Genomic DNA, 19,744 nt, shown 5'->3' on the forward strand with positions numbered 1-19,744 from the left:
TGACCGGAAAGCCTTCGGTAATTCGGCCAGGAATCGTCGGCATCAACCAATCACTGGAGAGGCGACTATGACTTCGATTTCGCGTAAGCGCCGGCAGCGTAGTGCCCGACCGGCCGGCACCCGCCGGCCCAAGGCCACTGTTCCGCCCCGCCGGAAGCGCCGGCCCCGTCCGAAGCCGGTTTCGGCACCCCAGCAGGGTGCGGGCGCGGCGTACCACGGCTGGCTGAGGCCGGTCCGTCCGACGGCCCAGCGGGCCTACGAGGTTGAGCTGTTCGGCGACCTCGAGTAGAGGTGCACAGGGGCCGGGGCCCCGAGGGCGGAACACGCCGTCGAGGCGGCTGGGAAGTTCCAGCCGAATCGTCGGCGTGTCCGTTCCCCCGCGGACCACCTGGTCATTCCCTGGGCCGTTGCCCGAGGAGTGAGGGCGCCAATGGCCCGTGGAGACATTGGCATCGCGTGCACGGTTTCTTGGTAATCCGCGCAGACGTTCGCGGGCGCACGGAAGAACTCGGCGGCCGGCGGGACAGGCAGGGCTGTGTCCGCGCCGCGCCACGCGCTTGAGCGGCTTCGGAGCCGTCATGAACCCGATCTATTGTGTCCCTCGCGCCGCGTCGGTCCGGGGGAGGAAACGACGCGTGGGGCGCACATGACGAGGGGGGCTCTTGCATGTCGAACGCGAAGTCGGATCGGAAGAACCCGGCACCGGATGCCACGGACGCGGCCCGCGCACAACTGGGCGCGGAGATGCGGAGGATCAAGGAGGGGGCGCAGCTCAGCTTCGGCGGGCTGGCCGGACGTACGCACTACAGCCGCTCCTCGTGGGAGAGGTTTCTCAACGGCAAGCAGCTGCCGACCCCCGTGGCGGTCGAGCAGTTGGCGGCCGTGGCGGGCACCCCGCCGGAACCGCTGCTCGACCTGCTGGCCAGAGCCGGCGCCCCGGTCGCGGTCGGCCGGGACCGGGCCGCGGACGTGCACACCGCCGCCGGTGACCCGGCCGCCGAGGGGCGGATGCCGGGTGAGCGGCCCGGGGGCTCGTGGCGGCGGCGCTGCGCGGTGATCGGGTACATCGCGGCCGGTGCCCTGATGGGCTCGGTGGCGACCGGGCTGCTCTCGCCGTATCTCGCGGGAGCGGACCAGGGCCCGGACGCCGCCAGGACCCGCACCGAGAGCAGGAAGGCGAGCGGACAGGGCGCGGACCTCGTGCCCGGCGCGGGCGACATCAAGGTCAAGTGCACGTCGGACACCTGCTGGCGCAACGACCCCCAGGCCATGGAGTGCCAGTGGGACGCCAAGACCGCCAAGAGCACCTATCTGCGCGGCATGCAGATCGAGCTTCGCTACAGCGCCGCCTGCCAGGCGGTCTGGGGCCGGATCGAGGGCGGCGCCGTCGGCGACAAGGTGATCATCAAGGACGCCCGGGGGATGGAGCTGGACGCCTTCATCCGCTTCGAGCACGACTCGTACACCAAGATGCTCGGGGTCTCCGAGGACGCGCCGCTCGACTCCATGAGCGTGTGTGGGGAGATCCCCTCGGAGAAGCAGATGCAGTGCGCGCCGACGGGAACGGCCAGGATGCCCTGACGGCCGGGGCCGGCACCGTCGGTCCCGGCCCCGCCCCTCCCCGCCCCGGCGAAGGGTGAGTCAGCGCGCCCCGCGCAGCCGCAGCGGGGCGTACACCCCGAGCGCCACGAGGAACGCCACCCCGTACGCCAGGTCCGCCCCGTGCAGCGCCTCGGCCACCGGGCCCACGTACAGGCCGGTGCTCATGAACGGCACCGCCGCCGCGAAGGCCACGGCGAACGCGGCGAGCGAGGGCCACCACGGGCGCGGGCGGGCGTGTTCGGCCGCGAGGTCGACGGGGGCGCCGCGCCGGGACCGGGCGCGGGCCAGCCAGTCCACGGACACGATCGCCACGAAGCCGGGGATCCAGTAGCCGACGAGGAGCAGCACGTTCTGGAAGCGGGCGGTCGTGTCCGCCGCGTGCATCCACAGCACCAGCGGGAACCCCAGGGCGGCGGCGAGCGCCGCGGCCACCGGGCGCGGCACACGTACGCCCATGGTCTGCAACGCCAGCGAACCGCTGTAGTCGTTCATCGCGTTGCTGCACAGCGCGGCCAGCGCCACCGCGAGCAGCCCGAACGCGCCGAGCGCGCCCCCGCCGAGCAGCGAGTCGATGCCGCGCGCGGTCTGGTCCGTGAAGACCGACGCGCCCCACAGCCCGATCGTCTGGACCGCCACGAAGGAGGCGCTGATCCCGCCCAGCGTGCACCAGAACATGCGCGTCCGAGATGTCTCGCGCGGCAGATAGCGGCTGAAGTCGCTCGCGTACGGCGCCCAGGACAGTGCCAGGCTCAGGGCGATGGTGCAGGTCAGGACGAACGCGCCGGCCCGGTCCGCGCCGTGCACGGCCGAGGTGGTCACCGGGTCCACCCCGCGCAGGAGCTTCGCGGCGAGCACGGCGAATGCGGCGGCCAGGGCGAACGTCATCACGGTCTGGAGCCGGTGGATGACCTCGTAACCCAGCACCCCGAGCGCACCCTGTGCGGCCATCATGACCAGGACGCCCAGCCAGAACGGCCAGCCGCACAGCTGCGCCAGCGCGTCCCCGCCGAACAGGCCGATCAGGGCGTCCCAGGCGATGGACGACAGCCACTGCAAGGCGCCCGGCAGTACGACCCCCGGACCGAACGCCAGGCGGGCGAGCGGTAGTTGACCGGACCCGGTGCGGCTGCCCCAGGTGCCCAGATACGCGGTCGGCGCGGCGCCGACGAGGGTGCCGAGTACGACGGCGGCGAGCGCGGTCGCGAAGTCCAGGCCGAGCGCGATGCCGACGGTGCCGGTGAAGACGCCGGTCATGGTCAGGTTGGGCGCGAACCAGACGGTGAACAGCCGGCCCGCCCGGCCGTAGCGGCGGTCCTCGGGGACCGGGGCTATCCCGTTCGCCTCGATGCGCAGATCGCCGGGGGCGGTGGGCATGCGCCCGCCGAAGGCGGCGCGCTCGTCCCGGGCATACGGCAACGACATGAAGACATCCCTCCGCCAGTGCTAACTGGTTCAGGTTCGACGGGTGTGATCTCAGCCCCGTGCGGGGCACCCCGTGTCCGGTGTGGCGGCCAGAATAGCGCCGGCCCGTTCGATGGCGTCGCAGGGGTCAGCTGAAGAGCTTCGTCACGAACGCGTGGAGGTTGTCGACCGTGCGCGCGATCTGCTCCTCCGTGGTCAGGCTCTCCTTGAACCGGGCCCCGGAATCCACCTTCTTCCTGCCGCGCACGTACAGCGAGCAGGCCAGGTCGGTGCACATGTACAGGCCGACCGAATTGCCGTCACGCCCGGCGGGGCCGGTCTTGCGGGCGGTCATCAGGGAGACCCCGCTGCCCGGGTGCGTGGTCAGGCAGAGCGAGCACATGCTGCGGTGCAGGAAGCCGCGCTGCTGCGACGGGAAGCGCAGCGAGATCCCGGCGGTCCTGCCCTCGTGCTCGGTGACGATGTAGCTGCGTCCCGGCGCGGACAGGTCGCGCCAGCCGAGGAAGTCGAGGTCGTCCCACGGCAGTTCCTCGAAATCGCGGGGGAGCGGCAGACGCTTGGCCTCCCCCTTGGAGCAATTCACGAACGATGAGCGGATGTCCTGCTCGGTCAGGGCCTTCATGACCACGAAGCTAACCCTGCCTATGGGTCCTAGGCAAACCATTAATTCACTTAGGGGCCCACCTGGGGCTTCTCGGTCGCGAGGGGGAGCCGGTGCACGGGCGGATGCGGGATGCCGAGGTCCGGGCGCCAGGTCGCGAGGATCTGCGCCGACGGGTCGAAGAGCGGCGACGGGAGCGCGTCGAGCGGGGTCCACTCCCAGACGCTGATCAGATGCGGCTCGGTCACCCGGGCCGCGCCGGTGTCCACCCGCACCAGGGCGGCCATCGTCACACGGTTGATCCCGCCGAGGGCGTCGTGCAGCATCGCGAAGACGGTGACCTCGTCCTCGGGGACCGTCAGCCCGGTCTCCTCGCGCAGCTCCCGCACGGCGGCCGCCGCGACGGACTCCGGCACCGGGTCGACCTTGCCGCCGGGCAGCTCCCAGGTGCCGCTGTGGTGCCGGCCGAGCAGGATCCGGCCCTGCGCGTCCTGCACGATCACCCCGACCCCCAGCGCGGCCTGGGCCTTGGGCGGCCGGGTGTTACGGGACGGGGCGAGGGGGTTATCGGTGGTCATGGTGCTCCTTCGAAGGGGGTGCCGAGCCTACGGGGATGCCGCGTCCGCCCCCGCGTTCACACCGCCAGCCGCAGCGAGGTCTCCGAGACGCCGAGCCGTACGCTCTGCCCCCACGTCAGCTCCAGCGCGTCCGCCTCCATCCCGTCGCCGAACACCACCACCCGGTCCGACTCCACGGTGAGCCGCAGCCCCTGCCCGGGCCCCAGCTCGCCCGCGACGAACGACGTGCCGGTCGACGGCGAGGGCCACGCCTCCCGGACGAACCAGAGCAGCCGGGGGTCGGCGGGCCCGGGCAGCGGCAGGGTGCTGTGGCGCTCCTGCCAGAGCGAGCGCAGCCAGCCGGTCGCCCCGGTGCCGGTGCCGACCAGGACGCCGGAGGACGCCTGCGGCTCGGCGGGGGCGTCCGCCGTGTCGGGGCCCAGCCGGTAGCGGGCCGTCTGGTGGCCGGGCGGGCCCAGGTAGACCTCGTTCAGGGCGAGCAGCCGCTGGGTGTCGTCGGCCACCGCCTCCACCATCGTCAGCGCGTCGGCCCGGCCGCCCGGCGCCACGGCCGCCCGCATCAGCGCCGCCGCGTCGGCCGGCCGGTGGCGCACCAGGACGCCGGGGTTGCGGCCCGGATCGGTGTCGATGCCGATGACCGGCTGGCCGGAGAGGTACTTCGCGGCGTTGGCGACCAGGCCGTCCTGCCCGACGACCACCACCACGTCCTCGGGCGCGAACAGGAACCGGTCCAGGTCGGCCCGCTCCACCCGGCAGTGTCGCCAGGTGAGCGGAACGGCCGCCGCCACATCCGCCAGGGCCTGCCGGGTCCGCTCGTGCCGCCGGGCCACCTCATCGATGGACCGGCCCCGCGCGGCCAGGAGGAACGCGGCCTGGCCGTGCGTGCCGTGGCGGGCCAGCAGCTCCTCGTACTCCGTGGTGCGGTGGACGAGGACCGCCCGCGGGGCGAGGCTCATGCCCCGGCCGCCGGCCGGCCCAGCTTGCTGAGCAGGCCCGTGAGCACGTCGGGCGACAGGGTGAGGCTGTCGATGTGCGGCAGGTTCTCGGCGAGCCGGGTGGCCGCCAGCGCGTGCAGTGTCGCGGCCTCCACCTCGCCGTGTGCCCGCAGCCAGGCCGCCTGGGCCTCGGCGCGCGCCGCGCCCACCTGCCGGGCCGCCTCCGCCTCGGCCCCCGCGAGCCGCACCGTGCGGGCGGCCTCCGCCTCGGCGCGCACCCCGTCGGCGGCGGCGCTCTCCTCGGCCTCGCGGCGGGCGTTGGTGCCGCGCTGCTCGACCAGCTGTTCCTCGCGCCGGGCCAGCTCGATCTGACTGGCCAGCTCGTTCTCGGCGATGGTCCGCTCGCGCTCGACGGCCACGGCGCGCCGTTCGTACGTGGCCCGGTCGGCCTCCTGCTGGATCTGCTCGCGGGCGGGGGTGCGCAGGGCGCGCTCCACCTCGGCCTCGGGGCGGATGGCGACGACGCGGACGGCGACCACGTCGATGCCGGTGGCGGGGAGCCTCGGCTCGTCGGCGAGACCGGCGGCGACCCGTTCGCGGACGGCGGCGACCCCGTCGACCAGGGCGCCGGCCAGCGGGGTGCGGGCCAGCACGTCCAGGGTGTGCTGCTGGGCGGTCTCGGTGAGCAGGGTGGCGATCTGTTCGAGGGGGGCGCCGCGCCAGGCGCCGGTGTCCGGGTCGACGGAGAAGTCGAGGCGGGCGGCCGCCTCGGCCGGGTCGCTGATCCGGTAGGTGACGGTGGCCTGGACCGTGACGTCCTGGAAGTCCGAGGTGCGTGCGTGGAAGGCCATGGCCAGCTCGCGGTCGTTGACCGGCACCTCGGAGAGCGCGGCGCTCAGCGAGCGGTACCAGAAGCTCAGTCCGGCCCCGTCGTGGGCGAGCTCGCCGCGCTTGTGGTGGCGGATGTGCGCGGTGGGCGCCGAGCGGAGATGGCGCCAGCCGAAGCGGCGGGTGATGTCGGCCATGGGAACCCCCTGAAGTCGTTTTCGTCATGGCGACGATAAGCGGAATCCCGCCTTATCGTCAAGAGGACGAATAAAGGAGTCCCGGATACGCGAACGGCCGGTGACTTCTCGGAAGTCACCGGCCGGCCGGGTGCGCGCCGCCCCCGTCCCCACGGTGCGGCGCGAGCGGGCCGCCGTCATCCGCTCGGACGACGGCCCACGTCTGTCAGGACCCGGACGCCGGGGCGCCCAGGCCGAGTGCGGGAAGGATCGCGGCCGCCACGAAGCGGACCAGGTAGCTCTCGTCCGCGTGGGCCCCCGCCAGCATCGGACGGGCCCGCATCACACCGAGCAGCTGCGCGGAGACGAACTCCACCGCCCGGTTGTCCGGCGCCACCTCGCCGCGCTCCACCCCGCGCCGTACCAGCGCGTCGATCGCGGCCAGCTCCGGCAGGATCAGCGACTCGCGCAACGCGCACAGCAGCTCCGGGCTCTGGAGCGCCGCATGGCTCAGCGCCAGCATCAGGGGCGTGTCGCGGCCCGCGCCCTCGCCGATCGCCCGCGCCGCCTCCAGCAGGTCGCCCGCCAGTGAACCGGTGTCGATCTTCCGCAGGGCGCCGCGCCGGGTGCCGTGCAGGGCTGCCACCACCAGCTCGGGCTTCGAGCCCCACTGGCGGTAGAGCGTGGACTTGCCGCACCGGGACCGGGCGGCGACCCCCTCCATCGTCAGCGACTCGTAGCCGTTCTCCCGCAGCATGTCGAGCACGGCGGTGTACAGCTCCTGCGCCCGCTCCGGCGTGATCTTCGAGCGGCGCTGCGCGGGGGTCTGCTCCTGCCCGGTCGGCTGCGGCGACATGTGCCTTCCCTCTCTGCGACTCTGCGACGAGGTCCATCGATACGCCAGTGTACCGATACGCACGTGTACCGATACGCCGCCGTATCGGTACACTGGCGTATCGATAAGGGCGGACGTCCGCCGAAGCGCATCAGCAAAGGGGCACCGGGTGAAGTACACCGGCACCACGCCCGCCGATCGGAAGCCGGACACCTTCGCCCGCCCGCCCCTGGTCCGCGAGCTTCTTCTCGTCGTCGGGCTCTTTCTCGTCTACAAGCTCGGCCGCCAGGCCGCGAACGGCCATGTGGACGAGGCGTTCCGCAACGCGGGCCGTGTCTGGGACGTCGAACGCGCCGTGCACCTGCCCGGCGAGGGCGCGGTCCAGGGCCTGCTGCTGCACGACGAGACACTGATCCACCTGGCGAACACCTACTACGCGACCGTGCACTTCCCGGCCACGCTGCTCTTCCTGGTCTGGCTGTACTGGCGCAGCCCCCGCCACTACGTCTGGGCGCGCCGCGTCCTCGCCGCGCTCACCGGCGCCGCGCTCGCCCTGCACCTGCTCTTCCCGCTCGCCCCGCCGCGCCTGCTCGCCGCCACCCACCTCGTGGACACCGGCCAGGTGTACGGACCTTCGGTGTACGGAGCCCAGCCGGCCACGGACTCCATGGCCAACCAGTTCGCCGCGATGCCCTCGCTGCACTTCGGCTGGGCCGTCATGGTCGGCGTCGGCCTGGTCGTCGCCACCCGGTCCCGGTGGCGCCTGCTGTGGCTGCTGCACCCGGCGATCACCCTGTTCGTCATCGTCGGAACCGCCAATCACTACTGGCTCGACTCGATCGTGGTCGCCGCGCTGCTCGCCGTATCGCTCGCCGCGCTCCGCCTCCCGCGCGCCGAACCGGTCCGCCCGCCGCAGCCGTGGCCGTCCGTCGTACGGCAGCGGGAGCACGGAGCCGTGTACGCCACCTCCGGGGCGCACCGGTGAACGCCACCCTGGCCGCCGTCGCGCTCTCCCTGGTCTCCGCAGCCGCCTACGCCACCGCGGCGGTCGCCCAGGCCCGGCTGGCCGGCCGCACCTCGCCCGGCACCGGCACGCTCCGGCTCCTCGGGCGCGGCGCCTGGTGGTGCGCGGTCGGCCTGAACGCGGGCGGCGCGCTGCTGCACGTGGCCGCCCTGAAGTACGGCCCGCTCACCCTGGTCCAGCCGCTCGGCGCGCTGACCCTGGTCGCGGCCGTCCCGCTCGGCGCCCGGGCGGCCGGCCGCCGGGTCACGGTCACCGAGTGGCGCGGCACGCTGCTCACCCTGCTCGGCCTCGGCGCCCTGCTCCTGACGGCGGGCGGCGCCGCCCCGCACGAGACCCTGACCATGACCGAGGCGCTGGCCGTGGGCGCCGGAACCATGGCGCTGGTCGCCGGCCTCAGCCGCCCGGGCGCCCGCCCCGGGCTGCGGCACGCGGCGGCCTCCGGCATCACGTCCGGCGTCGCGTCGGCGCTCACCCAGACCCTGACCGTCGCGGTGACCGACCACACCGGACCGCTGCTCAGCGCGCGCCTGGTGGTCGTCGCCGTGCTGGTCTCCGCCTTCGCGATGGGCGGGCTGCTGCTCTCCCAGACCGCCTACCGGGGCGGGCTCGGGGCCCCGCTCGCCGTCGTCACCCTCGCCAACCCGGTCGCCGCCGCGGCGATCGGCCTGGCGCTGCTGGGGGAGCGGTTCCAGGGCGGACCGGCCGGTCTGCTCCCGGCGCTGCTCGGCACGGTGGCGGCGGTCCGGGGTGTGATCCTGCTGACCCGCGCCCAGGCACAGACCGCGCCCGCGGTGGCCGGTGCCGCGCCGGCCGCCCCGTCGCGGGTGGTCATCAGCAGCCCCCGCGTCGCCCGCCGCGAGCAGCGCCGCCGGGTCGGCGCGGGACGCCGCTGAATCCGTACGCCGTACGCGGCACGGGGCGCGCTCATGTCGGCTGCGGGTAGTCCTCCAGCGCCCGGGTGATCCACCCGATCCAGAAGTTCTCCAGGTCGATGCCGCCCCGCAGTACCAGATGCCGCAGCCGGTCCCCGGGGGTGTCGCGCTCCGGCGGGAAGTCCCGGACCTCGATCTCCCGGTACTCCGCGAGCTGCCGCCGGTGCAGTTCCAGATGGCGGCGCAGCTCCGCGTCGAGGCCGGGCGCCCCGACGACCGCCGCCGCCCGCATCCGCAGCAGCAGCGGATCGCGGACCTGCTTGGGGTCCTCCCGCCGGGCCACCCAGACGGCCAGCGCCTCGCGGCCCGCCGGCAGCACCTCGTACTCCTTCTTCTGCCCCCGGGCCGGCTGCGCGGGCTCCAGCGCCCTGATCTGCCCGGCCTGTTCCAGCTTGCCCAGCTCGCGATAGATCTGCTGGTGCGTCGCCGACCAGAAGTAACCGATCGACCGGTCGAACCTGCGGGTCAGCTCAAGGCCCGACGAGGGTTTCTCCAGCAGGGCGGTGAGAATCGCGTGCGGCAGTGACATGGGGTGCATCCTAGGGACGGCCGGGGCGACCCGGCCGTCCGGTTCAGAGGGCGGCGGCCAGCTCCGTGCCCTGCCGGATCGCGCGCTTGGCGTCCAGCTCGGCCGCGACGTCGGCGCCCCCGATCAGGTGCGCTTCGCGGCCCGCGGCGAGCAGTTCCTCGTACAGGTCCCGGCGCGGGTCCTGCCCCGCGCACAGCACGATCGTGTCCACCGGCAGTACGTGCCGCTCCTCGCCCACCGTGATGTGCAGGCCCTCGTCGTCGATCCGGTCGTAGCCGACGCCCGCCGTCATCGAGACGCCGCGGTGCCGGAGCTCGGTGCGGTGGATCCAGCCGGTCGTCCTGCCGAGGCCCGCGCCGACCTTGCTCGTCTTGCGCTGGAGCAGATGGACGGTGCGCGCGGTCTTCGGGCGCTCCGGGGCCGTGAGGCCGCCGCGGCCGCGGTACTCGGTGTCGACGCCCCACTGCCGGAAGAAGACCTCCGGGTCCAGGCTCGCCTCCTCGCCGCCGTCCGTCAGGAACTCCGCCACGTCGAAGCCGATCCCGCCCGCCCCGACGAGCGCGACCCGGTCGCCGACCGGCGCGCCGTGGCGCAGCACGTCCAGATAGCTGACGACGCTGGGGTGGTCGACGCCGGGGATCGCGGGCGTGCGCGGCGTGACCCCGGTGGCCAGCACGACCTCGTCGTAGCCGTCGAGATCCCCGGCGCCGACCGGAGTACCGAGCCGCAGGGCGACCTCCTCCTCCGCGAGCCGGGTGCGGAAGTAGCGCAGCGTCTCGTCGAACTCCTCCTTGCCGGGCACCCGGCGGGCCACGTTCAGCTGGCCGCCGATCTCCTCGGCCGCGTCGAAGAGCGTCACCTCATGGCCGCGCTCGGCGGCCGTGACCGCGCAGGCCAGACCGGCGGGACCGGCGCCGACGACGGCGACGCGCTTGCGGGTGCGGGTCGGCGACAGGACGAGTTCCGTCTCGTGGCAGGCGCGCGGGTTGACCAGACAGGAGGTGACCTTGCCGCTGAAGATGTGGTCCAGGCACGCCTGGTTGCAGCCGATACAGGTGTTGATCGCGTCCGCGCGGCCGGCCGCCGCCTTCGCGACGAAGTCCGGGTCGGCGAGGAACGGCCGGGCCATCGACACCATGTCCGCACGGCCCGACGCGAGCACCTGCTCCGCCACCTCGGGGGTGTTGATGCGGTTGCTCGTCACCAGCGGTACGGAGACCGCCCCGCGCACCTTCTCGGTGACCCAGGTGAACGCGGCCCGGGGCACCGAGGTCGCGATGGTGGGGATACGGGCCTCGTGCCAGCCGATGCCCGTGTTGATGATCGTCGCACCGGCCGCCTCGATCTCCCGGGCCAGCCGCACGACCTCGTCCAGCGACGAGCCGCCGGGCACCAGGTCCAGCATCGACAGCCGGTAGATGATGATGAAGTCGTCGCCGACCCGCTCGCGGACCCGGCGCACGATCTCGACGGGGAAGCGGATGCGGTTCTCGTACGAGCCGCCCCAGCGGTCCTCGCGGTGATTGGTCGCCGAGGCGATGAACTCGTTGATCAGATAGCCCTCGGAGCCCATGATCTCGACGCCGTCGTACCCCGCGCTCCGGGCCAGCGCCGCCGCCGTCGCGAAGTCCTCGATCGTCGCCTCGACCTCGTCGTCGGTCAGGGCGTGCGGGGTGAACGCGCTGATCGGCGCCTGGAGCGCGCTCGGCGCCACCAGGTCCGGGTGGTGCGCGTACCGGCCGAAATGCAGGATCTGCATGGCGATCCGGCCGCCCGCCTCGTGCACCGCCGAGGTCACCCGGGCGTGCTCGGCCGCCTCCGCCTCGGTGGTCATCTTCGCCCCGCCGGGGAAGGTGCAGCCGCGCTCGTTGGGTGCGATGCCGCCGGTGACCATGAGGCCGACGCCGCCCCGGGCGCGCTCGGCGTAGAAGGCCGCCATGCGCTCGAAGCCGTTCTCGACCTCCTCAAGGCCGACGTGCATCGACCCCATCAGGACCCTGTTCGGCAGGGTGGTGAACCCGAGGTCGAGCGGGCTCAGAAGGTGCGGATACGGGCTCATGCGGCGGCTCCTCGCTGTGGCGTCGCCCCAGTTCTAGACCACCGCCACGCCATTGTGCAACAAGTTGCACAATGGCGTTCGTCGCACTGTGTCACGACTCACGCCCCGGGGTGGGTCGCCCGGATGGAGTAACACCACGGACCCGGCGCTCCGTGCGGCGCGGAGAGTTGGTGGCGTACGGAAACGAGGGGTCCGCGCCGTCCGGGGCGGGGCCCCGGAACCCACCGGAGACCCCCATGGGCTGCGTCAACCGTCACGACCTCGGTCTGTTCGTCCTGCGCGCCGGCACCGGCGCGGTGCTCGCCGCGCACGGAGCGCAGAAGCTCCTCGGCTGGTTCGGCGGCGGGGGCATCGAGGGGACCACCGCCGCGATGGAGGCGATGGGCTTCCATCCGCCGAAGCACAGTGCGCTCGCCGCCGGGCTCGGCGAGGCGGGCGGCGGCGCGCTGCTCGCCCTGGGCCTCGCCACGCCCGCCGCCGGTGCGGCGGCGGCCGGGGCGATGGCGGGCGCGGTGGCCGTCCACGCCCCCGCGGGCTTCTTCGCGCAGGGCGGCGGCTACGAATACCCGGCGTTCCTCGGCTTCACCGCCGCCGCGATCGGCCTGACCGGCCCCGGCCGCTACTCCGTCGACCATGCGACGGGCCATGCGTTCAACCAGCCGTGGATGGTCGCCCTGGCCTTCGCGGGCAGCGCGGCGGCGGCCGCGGCGGTGGTCGGCCGGCGGGCGCGGGCACGGGTGCCGGAGCCGGAGGAGTTCTGAGGGGTGCCCCTCAGCGGCGTCCCTTCGATGCCGCGACCAGTTCCGGGACCGTGCCGAACTTCACCCTGGGGCGGCCGCCGTCCCGGCCCCGGGCCCGTTCGGCGCGGTCGATCGCGGCCAGGCCGCGGGCGTCGACCACCTGGCGGCTGCGGGCCCGGACCAGGCGGGCGAACGCCCTGGCGGGGAGCGCGCCGGAGGGAAGCGCGCCGGCGACCGCGTCCGCGAGCAGCGTGCCGACCGTCTCGGCGGCGCAGGTGCGGTTGGCGCCGATGCCCCCGGAGGGCCCCCGCTTGATCCAGCCGACGACATACGTGCCGGGCCGGCCCGCCACCCGGCCGCCCTCGTGCGGCACCGTGCCGGTCGCCTCGTCGAAGGGCAGCCCGGGCACCGGCAGCCCCCGGTAGCCGATGGCCCGCAGGAACAGCCGCGCCGGGATCGCGGACTCGCCCCCGTCCGCCGTGACCCGGACACCGTCCACGTCGTCCCGGCCGGTGATCTCCACGGGCGCCGAGTGGAAGCGGAGCACGATGCGCCGCCCCTCCGCAGGCGGCCGCGTCCAGTCCACGGACTCCCGGCGCACCCCGCGCAGCACAGCGGCCGGTCCACCCGGCGCGGCGTCCTCGATCGCGGGGCCGATACGCGGATCGTGGTCGTCCACCACCAGCTCCACCCCCGGAAGATGCTTGAGCGCGAGCAGTTCGGACGACGTACAGGCGGCGTCCTCCGGGCCGCGCCGCCCGAGCAGCACGACCTCGCGCACCCCGGAGCCCCGCAGGGCGGCCAGCGCGTGGTCGGCGATGTCGGTGCCCGCGAGCCCCGCCGGGTCCGTCACGAGGATGCGCGCCACGTCGAGCGCCACGTTGCCGTTCCCGGCGACGACCACCCGCTCGGCCCGCGACAGGTCCACCGCGTCCGGTGCCACCTCCGGGTGCGCGTTGTACCAGGAGACGAACGAGGTCGCCGCGATGCTCGACGGCAGGTCCTCGCCCGGGATCGAGAGCCGGCGGTCGGCACCCGCCCCGACCGCGTAGATCACCGCGTCGTGGTGCGCGGCCAGCTCCGCGGCGGCGATGTGCGTACCGACCTCGACGCCGAGGTGCATCCGCACCCTGGGGTGGGCGTGGAACCGTGCGAACGTCTCGCCGACCCCCTTCGTCCCCGGGTGGTCGGGCGCGACGCCGTACCGGACGAGCCCACCGGCCACCGGAAGCCGGTCGATCAGGGTCACCTCGGCGTTGGTGTGCAGCAGCAGATCCTCGGCCGCGTACATCCCGGCGGGCCCGGTGCCGACGACCGCGACCCGGATCGGCGCGAAGTCCGACGGCAGGCTCCGCTCGAAGGAAGGCGCGCCCCAGGCATGGAAGTTGGGCCCGGCGACGGGCTCCGGCTCCCGGCCCGCGTAGTAGGCCGCGTTGATGCCGGCGTACTCCTTGCGCGCCCCGAAGAGGCTGTCCACCGGGAAGATCGCGTCCACCGGGCAGGCGTCGGCGCACGCCCCGCAGTCGATGCAGGTCTGCGGATCGACGTACAGCATCTCCGTACGGCCGAAGTCCGGTTCCTCCGGCGTCGGGTGGATGCAGTTGACGGGGCACACGGCGACACAGGTGGCGTCGTTGCAGCAGGTCTGGGTGATGGCGTAGGTCATGGCTCGGGCTCTCGGCTCGGGTCAGATCAGGTCGGCGCGCTTGTAGAAGAACAGGGCCGGCTTCGTCAGCAGACGGGCCGAGGCCAGGAACTCCATCAGCCCCGAACAGCTCGACCGCATCAGGGACTTGTGGTGCTCGTTGGTCTTCGCCTCGGCCCGCGCCCGGGCGGCGTCCAGGCCGGCGTTCGCGTACACGTCCCGGTTCACCATGCTGGTGACGATGTAGTACGAGGCGATGGCGACGACGAGCGCGTTGACATGGCGGCGCACCGGGCCCGCGGCACGCAGGCGCTTGCGGGTCTCGTCGCGGGCGAACTTCATGTGGCGGGACTCCTCCACCACATGGATGTTGTTGATCGTGCGGACGAACGGCGCGACGCGCTCGTCGCGCATCCAGTCGCGCTGCATCACGTCGAGCACCTCCTCGGCCACGAGGATCGCCGCGTACGCCGCCTCGCCGAAGGCAAGGGTCTTGAAGGCGCGGCCCAGTTCGACCACCGGGCGGCGCGGCCGGTACGCCGGTGCGCCCAGCTTCGCCGCGCCCCTGGCGAACATGATCGAGTGCCGGCACTCGTCGGCGACCTCGGTCAGCGCCCACTGGAAGCGCGGGTCGGTCGGGTCCTTGGCGTACATGTCGCGCAACACCATCTGCTGGAGGATCATCTCGAACCAGATGCCGGTGCTGGCGACCGACGCGGCCTCCTGGCGGGTCAGCGCCTTGCGCTGAGCCTCCGTCAGTTCACCCCAGTACGCGGTGGCGTAGAGGGTGCTCCACTCGGGGCTCGCCCCGTGGTGGTCCGTGTCGAGGGGGGTGTCCCAGTCCACTTCGGTGACCGGGTCGTACGAGAGCTTCGCGGACGAATCGAGCAGGCGCCGGGCGACGTCCTGCTCGGCGGCCCGGTCCTGGTCCTCCGGCCGAACGGTGCTGCTTGCCATGCTGCTGCTCCTTGGTTCGAGAGATCGGCCCCGGCGCCGTCCGGCCCTCATCGGGTACGGGCCGATGGGATCGCCGGCCGCCGGACGCCGCACGCTTGTTAGACGCGACGTCTAGCAAGCTGTTAGACGGAAGGTATAGCAAGAGGTGCGCGCTCACTACCCCCGCGTAGGAAATTCGTACGTTCTCTCCACGGCGGGCCGCTGTACGTGGCGTTGGCGCGGGGTCACGGGGGCCCTTGTCCGCGGATCGGGGCCGGGGGATCATGGCGGTCTGCCATGGCCCGGCGGTGCCGGCCCCGGGCAGGCCGACCCGGGGGAGCGTCATGGTCATCGCCGCCGTCTACTTCGTCATCGCCGTGTCCGCAGCCGTGAGCCTCGCGCGGAGCCTCGATCGGCAGATGGAGGGCCCCAGGCTGCGGGCCGCCTGGGCCGGGCGTACCGCCGAGGCGCGCTGCACGGGCGTCCGCACGGAGGAGGCCCAGGATGCCGAAGGGGTCCTTGTCACCCAGTCCCACCCCACCCTGGAATTCCGTACGGAGACCGGCCGGACCGTCGCCTTCGAGGAGCGCCGACGCCGACTGGACGTGGTGGAGGGCGACTTCGTGACCGTGTACTACGCGGAGGACGCCCCCGAGGGTGCCACCGCGCAGGCCCCGTCCTTCGGGACCCGGCGCGCCCGCGAGGTGGTGGCCGGGGTGGGGTGCGTCTTCGCGCTGGTGACGGCCGCGATCCTCGCCGGGGTGCTCTGAGTAAATCCTTCGAGCTGAGTAAATCCTTCGAGGACCCACTGTTGACGTGCCCAAATCAAGAAAGCGCCATCTTTTCGCGTTCACATACTTGTACGACAGGTCCTGCCGCCTCTATCCTCACCAACCAGAAAGCGCTTTCCATCTCTCTTCGACGAATGGGAACGAACATGAGGCGACCAGTCGCACTGAGACTTTCTGCGGCGCTGTCCACGATGGCCCTGGCGGCCGCGGCCGGAGCGGTCCTGACGATGCCCGCGGCATCCGCCGCCGTCGCGGGCGGTGCCACCGGCTACGCGAGCCAGAACGGCGGCACCACGGGCGGCGCGGGCGGGCAGACCGTACGGGCCACCACCGGGACCCAGATCCACCAGGCCCTGTGCGGCCGGGCCAGCAGCAGCACCCCGATCATCATCGAGGTGGAAGGCACCATCAACCACGCCAACACCGCCAAGGTGTCCGGCGACAGCTGTAACACGGCGGCCGGTGTCATCGAGCTCAAGCAGATCAGCAACGTCACCCTCGTCGGCGTCGGCAGCGGGGCCGTCTTCGACCAACTGGGCATCCACATCCGCCAGTCCAGCAACATCATCATCCAGAATGTGACCGTCAAGAACGTCAAGAAGTCCGGCTCGCCCACCTCCAACGGCGGCGACGCCATCGGCATGGAGAGCAACGTCCGCAACGTCTGGGTCGACCACGCCACGCTGGAGGCGTCCGGCGGCGAGGACGACGGCTTCGACGGCCTCTTCGACATGAAGGCCAACACCCAGTACGTGACGCTGTCGTACAGCACCCTGCGCAACTCCGGCCGGGGCGGCCTCATCGGCTCCAGCGAGACCCAGCTCGACAACGGCTACATCACGTTCCACCACAACCTGTACGAGAACGTCGACTCCCGCACCCCGCTGCTGCGCGGTGGCATCGCCCACATCTACAACAACTACTACGTGAAACTGAACAAGTCCGGGATCAACTCCCGGGCCGGCGCCCACGCCAAGGTGGACAACAACTACTTCAAGGACTCCAAGGACGTCCTGGGCACCTTCTACACCGACACCACCGGATACTGGCAGGTCAGCGGCAACACCTTCGACAACATCACCTGGTCCTCGCCCGGCAGCGAGAACCACCCGGCCGGCCCGGACCCGCAGTCCAACACCACGGTCAGCATCCCCTACGCGTACACCCTCGACGCGTCCTCCTGCGTGCCCGCGATCGTGACCAGCACGGCGGGCGCCAACAAGGGGCTCAAGGTCTCGGACGGCAACTGCTCCACGACGAACCCGACCGACCCCACCGACCCGACGGACCCCACCGACCCGACCGATCCCACGGACCCGACCGACCCCACCACCCCCGCCGGCACCAACCTCAGCCTCGGCGCCGGCTCCGACGGCTCCAGCAAGGCGAGCGGCACCAGCTACGGCAATGTGCGCGACGGTGACCTGAACACCTACTGGTCCCCGGTCGGCACGACCGGCTCCATCTCCGTCAAATGGCCCTCCGCCACCACCGTCTCCGCGGTCACCATCCGCGAGGCCGCGGGCGCCCAGGGCGTGACCGGCTCCTGGCGACTGCTGGACGCCGACTCCGGCGCGGTCCTCAAGACCGGCAGCGGCGCGGGCACCATCACCATCCCGGCCACCTCCCTGCGCAAGATCACCTTCGAGATCACCTCGGCCAGTGGCACACCGAGGATCGCCGAGTTCGAGACGTACGCGGGATAGCCGCCCCCGTCCGCAGAGCCGGGCCGGTCCGGGGAGCCTCACCCTCCCCGGACCGGCCCTTCGCGCACGTACCGGGGACCGGCCCGTGCGCGGGCGAACCCGGCGGTCTTCGGGGAACGTGGGTCACATGACTCCTTCGCAGACCCCGGACCCGGACCGGGAACCCCGCGAGACCACAGGACCGCAGCCCGCCGGCGGAGTGCCGCCCGGGGAGACCCCGCCCCCCGAGAGCGGCCTGTCGGGGGGCGGGCCCCGGGACATCACGTACAACCCGCCGAAGGGCTGGGCGAAAGCCCCGATGGCGCTGATCATCGGCATCACGCTGCTCATCGCGGCGTTCTTCCTGGTGTACGCGATCATCCTGCTGCTCTGACGCGGGAGAGCGGCGACCGGAACCCGAACGGCCGATCCGCCCGGAGCGGGAAGGCCGTGTCCGCGCGCCCGCACGGGCGGCCCGCCCTGCCGGGTGCGTAAACCTCGCATAGCTTGAGGAAACGGCGCATACGCACACGTTCCGAAGGAGTCGACGCACGTGACGGACGTATCGAGCAGGGGGCCCGCCGCCGGCGACGAGCGCGAGACGCTCACCAACCGGCAGGGCCACCCCGTGTACGACAACCAGAACCAGCGCACCGTCGGGGCCCGCGGCCCGGCGACGCTGGAGAACTACCAGTTCCTGGAGAAGATCAGCCACTTCGACCGCGAGCGGATTCCCGAGCGCGTCGTGCACGCCCGGGGCGTCACCGCGTACGGCTACTTCGAGGCGTACGGTGCCCTCGGCGACGAGCCCGTCGCCCGCTTCACCCGCGCCAAGCTCTTCCAGGAGCGCGGAAAGCGCACGGACGTCGCGGTGCGCTTCTCGACCGTCATCGGTGGCCGGGACTCCTCCGAGGCGGCGCGCGACCCGCGCGGTTTCGCGGTGAAGTTCTACACCGAGGACGGCAACTGGGACCTCGTCGGCAACAACCTGGCGGTCTTCTTCATCCGGGACGCGATCAAGTTCCCCGACGTCATCCACGCGCTCAAGCCGGACCCCGTCACGTTCGAGCAGCAGCCCAGGCGCATCTTCGACTTCATGTCGCAGACGCCCGAGGCGATGCACATGCTGGTCAACCTGTTCAGCCCGCGCGGCATCCCGGTGGACTACCGCCATATGCAGGGCTTCGGCGTCAACACATACAAGTGGGTCAACGAGGCCGGTGAGTCCTTCCTCGTGAAGTACCACTGGGTGCCCAAGGCGGGCGTGCGCAGCATGACCGAGGAGGACGCGGCCAACGTGCAGGCCGACAGCCTCGGTCACGCCACGAAGGACCTGTACGAGGCGGTGGGGCGCGGCGCCCACCCGGAGTGGGAACTCCTCGTCCAGCTGATGGACGACCACGACCACCCGGAGCTGGACTTCGACCCGCTGGACGACACCAAGACCTGGCCCGAGCAGGACTTCCCGCCCCGGGCGGTGGGCCGGATGGTGCTCGACCGGATGCCGGACAACTACTTCGCGGAGAACGACCAGATCTCCTTCGGCACCGGTGTGCTGGTGGACGGGCTCGACTTCTCCGACGACAAGATGCTGGTGGGCCGCACCTTCTCGTACAGCGACACCCAGCGCTACCGAGTCGGGCCCAACTACCTCCAACTGCCGGTCAACCAGGCCAAGAACGCCGCGGTGCACACCAACCAGCGCGACGGCCTGATGACGTATCACGTGGACGGCGGCGGCGGGAACCCGATCGTCAACTACGAGCCGTCCATCACGGGCGGTCTGCGCGAGGCGCACTTCCCCACACATGACGAGGTGGGCCCCGAGGTGCGCGGCCGGCTCACCCGCAAACGCATCCCCCGGACCAACGACTACCTCCAGGCCGGGCAGCGCTATGTCCTGATGGAGCAGTGGGAGCGCGACGACCTCGTGCACAACCTCGTCAACCTGCTCTCGCAGTGCGACCGGCCGGTGCAGGAGCGGATGGTCTGGCACTTCCTGCTGGTGGAGAACGAACTGGGCCTCAAGATCGGTGAAGGGCTCCGCATCACCCCCGCGGACGTCAAGGGCCTGGAGCCGCTGCCCGGCCAGACCCTCACCGACGAGGACCGGCAGCGCCTCTCCCGGCTCGGCGACAACCCGCCGCGTGATGTCACCGGCCTGACGATGACCCACTGCGTCCCCGACGAACGCCACGCCGTCACCCGCTGAAACGGGCGGCCCCCGACCCTCTCGAAATATTTCGAGAGGGTCTTTGCCTGTGTCGCCACGCTTGGGAAGTGTGCGTGTTCGCAGTGGGGTAAATTGCCATACTTCACCCGGAATCAGGTGAGCGAACTGATTTGGATATCGAAATATTTCGAAGATTTAACAGAAACTTTTTCTGCGCGAAGTGTTGACGGTGGCCTGTCAAGCCCTCGATCAT

Annotated in this window: 18 protein-coding genes and 1 riboswitch; of the genes, 8 read left to right on the forward strand and 10 right to left on the reverse strand. The window is 72.1% G+C overall.

Going from position 1 to position 19,744, the window contains the following annotated elements:
• Positions 1-666: 666 nt before the first annotated feature.
• Positions 667-1,581 (forward strand): helix-turn-helix domain-containing protein, encoded by a 915-nt coding sequence (locus OG338_RS27545; RefSeq protein ID WP_405939920.1) that lies wholly within the window; start codon positions 667-669, stop codon positions 1,579-1,581.
• A gap of 60 nt (positions 1,582-1,641) precedes the next feature.
• On the opposite strand, the gene OG338_RS27550 is transcribed toward OG338_RS27545, so the two are convergent.
• The 6 genes from OG338_RS27550 to OG338_RS27575 all read right to left on the reverse strand — a co-directional run bounded on the left by OG338_RS27550 (position 1,642) and on the right by OG338_RS27575 (position 6,998).
• The gene (locus OG338_RS27550; protein WP_405939921.1) at positions 1,642-3,024 is read right to left on the reverse strand and encodes a purine-cytosine permease family protein; all 1,383 of its coding nucleotides are present in this window, start codon (positions 3,022-3,024) and stop codon (positions 1,642-1,644) included.
• Positions 3,015-3,108, reverse strand: a riboswitch (TPP riboswitch). Its footprint overlaps the gene before it by 10 nt.
• 43 nt (positions 3,109-3,151) lie before the next feature.
• A complete protein-coding gene (locus tag OG338_RS27555; protein ID WP_405939922.1) occupies positions 3,152-3,646 on the reverse strand; it encodes an FBP domain-containing protein in 495 nt (164 codons plus the stop codon).
• 50 nt (positions 3,647-3,696) lie between these two features.
• Entirely contained in the window at positions 3,697-4,203 is a 507-nt protein-coding gene (locus OG338_RS27560; RefSeq protein WP_405939923.1) for an NUDIX hydrolase, read from the reverse strand.
• A 56-nt stretch (positions 4,204-4,259) separates the two neighbouring features.
• Entirely contained in the window at positions 4,260-5,159 is a 900-nt protein-coding gene (locus OG338_RS27565; protein WP_405939924.1) for a hypothetical protein, read from the reverse strand.
• Positions 5,156-6,163, reverse strand: coding sequence for an SPFH domain-containing protein (locus OG338_RS27570; RefSeq protein WP_405939925.1), 1,008 nt, complete (start codon positions 6,161-6,163; stop codon positions 5,156-5,158). Before OG338_RS27570 ends, OG338_RS27565 begins: the two co-directional genes overlap by 4 nt.
• 205 nt (positions 6,164-6,368) lie before the next feature.
• Positions 6,369-6,998 (reverse strand): TetR/AcrR family transcriptional regulator, encoded by a 630-nt coding sequence (locus tag OG338_RS27575; protein WP_405939926.1) that lies wholly within the window; start codon positions 6,996-6,998, stop codon positions 6,369-6,371.
• A 148-nt stretch (positions 6,999-7,146) separates the two neighbouring features.
• On the opposite strand from OG338_RS27575, the gene OG338_RS27580 reads away from it, so the two are divergent.
• Positions 7,147-7,962 carry a phosphatase PAP2 family protein gene (locus OG338_RS27580; RefSeq protein WP_405939927.1) on the forward strand — a complete coding sequence of 272 codons (816 nt, stop codon included), beginning with the start codon at positions 7,147-7,149 and terminating at the stop codon, positions 7,960-7,962.
• Positions 7,959-8,894 carry a hypothetical protein gene (locus OG338_RS27585; RefSeq protein ID WP_405939928.1) on the forward strand — a complete coding sequence of 312 codons (936 nt, stop codon included), beginning with the start codon at positions 7,959-7,961 and terminating at the stop codon, positions 8,892-8,894. The genes OG338_RS27580 and OG338_RS27585 overlap by 4 nt, the downstream gene beginning before the upstream one ends.
• Positions 8,895-8,925: 31 nt before the next feature.
• Here OG338_RS27585 and OG338_RS27590 read toward each other — a convergent pair whose 3' ends face one another.
• On the reverse strand, positions 8,926-9,462 hold the full coding sequence (locus OG338_RS27590) for a PadR family transcriptional regulator (protein ID WP_405939929.1): 537 nt from the start codon (positions 9,460-9,462) through the stop codon (positions 8,926-8,928).
• Between the two features lie 43 nt (positions 9,463-9,505).
• Positions 9,506-11,521 (reverse strand): FAD-dependent oxidoreductase, encoded by a 2,016-nt coding sequence (locus tag OG338_RS27595; RefSeq protein ID WP_405939930.1) that lies wholly within the window; start codon positions 11,519-11,521, stop codon positions 9,506-9,508.
• A gap of 236 nt (positions 11,522-11,757) precedes the next feature.
• Between OG338_RS27595 and OG338_RS27600 the strand changes: the two genes are divergently transcribed.
• The gene (locus OG338_RS27600) at positions 11,758-12,282 is read left to right on the forward strand and encodes a DoxX family protein (protein WP_405939931.1); all 525 of its coding nucleotides are present in this window, start codon (positions 11,758-11,760) and stop codon (positions 12,280-12,282) included.
• 10 nt (positions 12,283-12,292) lie between these two features.
• Here the strand turns inward: OG338_RS27600 and OG338_RS27605 are convergent, their stop codons facing one another.
• Positions 12,293-13,927: an FAD-dependent oxidoreductase gene (locus OG338_RS27605; protein ID WP_405939932.1), complete on the reverse strand. Its 1,635-nt coding sequence runs from the start codon at positions 13,925-13,927 to the stop codon at positions 12,293-12,295.
• A gap of 21 nt (positions 13,928-13,948) precedes the next feature.
• Entirely contained in the window at positions 13,949-14,863 is a 915-nt protein-coding gene (locus OG338_RS27610) for a diiron oxygenase (protein WP_405939933.1), read from the reverse strand.
• A 323-nt stretch (positions 14,864-15,186) separates the two neighbouring features.
• Here OG338_RS27610 and OG338_RS27615 point away from each other — a divergent pair, with 323 nt between their 5' ends.
• The 4 genes from OG338_RS27615 to OG338_RS27630 all read left to right on the forward strand — a co-directional run bounded on the left by OG338_RS27615 (position 15,187) and on the right by OG338_RS27630 (position 19,530).
• A complete protein-coding gene (locus OG338_RS27615; RefSeq protein ID WP_405939934.1) occupies positions 15,187-15,612 on the forward strand; it encodes a DUF3592 domain-containing protein in 426 nt (141 codons plus the stop codon).
• A 167-nt stretch (positions 15,613-15,779) separates the two neighbouring features.
• Positions 15,780-17,339, forward strand: coding sequence for a polysaccharide lyase family 1 protein (locus OG338_RS27620; RefSeq protein ID WP_405939935.1), 1,560 nt, complete (start codon positions 15,780-15,782; stop codon positions 17,337-17,339).
• A 127-nt stretch (positions 17,340-17,466) separates the two neighbouring features.
• Positions 17,467-17,712, forward strand: a complete 246-nt coding sequence (locus OG338_RS27625) for a DUF6480 family protein (RefSeq protein WP_405939936.1) — start codon at positions 17,467-17,469, stop codon at positions 17,710-17,712.
• 159 nt (positions 17,713-17,871) lie between these two features.
• Positions 17,872-19,530 (forward strand): catalase, encoded by a 1,659-nt coding sequence (locus OG338_RS27630; protein WP_405939937.1) that lies wholly within the window; start codon positions 17,872-17,874, stop codon positions 19,528-19,530.
• Positions 19,531-19,744 lie beyond the last annotated feature (214 nt).

Origin of the sequence: Streptomyces sp. NBC_00726, from assembly GCF_045161735.1 — a bacterium.
GTDB lineage: Bacteria > Actinomycetota > Actinomycetes > Streptomycetales > Streptomycetaceae > Streptomyces.

What these genes read in the sequence shown, in the direction of transcription:
- OG338_RS27545 (WP_405939920.1), top strand. Translation starts at nt 667, where the DNA reads ATGTCGAACGCGAAGTCGGATCGGAAGAACCCGGCACCGGATGCCACG.
- OG338_RS27550 (WP_405939921.1), bottom strand. Translation starts at nt 3,024, where the DNA reads ATGTCGTTGCCGTATGCCCGGGACGAGCGCGCCGCCTTCGGCGGGCGC.
- OG338_RS27555 (WP_405939922.1), bottom strand. Translation starts at nt 3,646, where the DNA reads ATGAAGGCCCTGACCGAGCAGGACATCCGCTCATCGTTCGTGAATTGC.
- OG338_RS27560 (WP_405939923.1), bottom strand. Translation starts at nt 4,203, where the DNA reads ATGACCACCGATAACCCCCTCGCCCCGTCCCGTAACACCCGGCCGCCC.
- OG338_RS27565 (WP_405939924.1), bottom strand. Translation starts at nt 5,159, where the DNA reads ATGAGCCTCGCCCCGCGGGCGGTCCTCGTCCACCGCACCACGGAGTAC.
- OG338_RS27570 (WP_405939925.1), bottom strand. Translation starts at nt 6,163, where the DNA reads ATGGCCGACATCACCCGCCGCTTCGGCTGGCGCCATCTCCGCTCGGCG.
- OG338_RS27575 (WP_405939926.1), bottom strand. Translation starts at nt 6,998, where the DNA reads ATGTCGCCGCAGCCGACCGGGCAGGAGCAGACCCCCGCGCAGCGCCGC.
- OG338_RS27590 (WP_405939929.1), bottom strand. Translation starts at nt 9,462, where the DNA reads ATGTCACTGCCGCACGCGATTCTCACCGCCCTGCTGGAGAAACCCTCG.
- OG338_RS27595 (WP_405939930.1), bottom strand. Translation starts at nt 11,521, where the DNA reads ATGAGCCCGTATCCGCACCTTCTGAGCCCGCTCGACCTCGGGTTCACC.
- OG338_RS27600 (WP_405939931.1), top strand. Translation starts at nt 11,758, where the DNA reads ATGGGCTGCGTCAACCGTCACGACCTCGGTCTGTTCGTCCTGCGCGCC.
- OG338_RS27605 (WP_405939932.1), bottom strand. Translation starts at nt 13,927, where the DNA reads ATGACCTACGCCATCACCCAGACCTGCTGCAACGACGCCACCTGTGTC.
- OG338_RS27610 (WP_405939933.1), bottom strand. Translation starts at nt 14,863, where the DNA reads ATGGCAAGCAGCACCGTTCGGCCGGAGGACCAGGACCGGGCCGCCGAG.
- OG338_RS27615 (WP_405939934.1), top strand. Translation starts at nt 15,187, where the DNA reads ATGGTCATCGCCGCCGTCTACTTCGTCATCGCCGTGTCCGCAGCCGTG.
- OG338_RS27620 (WP_405939935.1), top strand. Translation starts at nt 15,780, where the DNA reads ATGAGGCGACCAGTCGCACTGAGACTTTCTGCGGCGCTGTCCACGATG.
- OG338_RS27625 (WP_405939936.1), top strand. Translation starts at nt 17,467, where the DNA reads ATGACTCCTTCGCAGACCCCGGACCCGGACCGGGAACCCCGCGAGACC.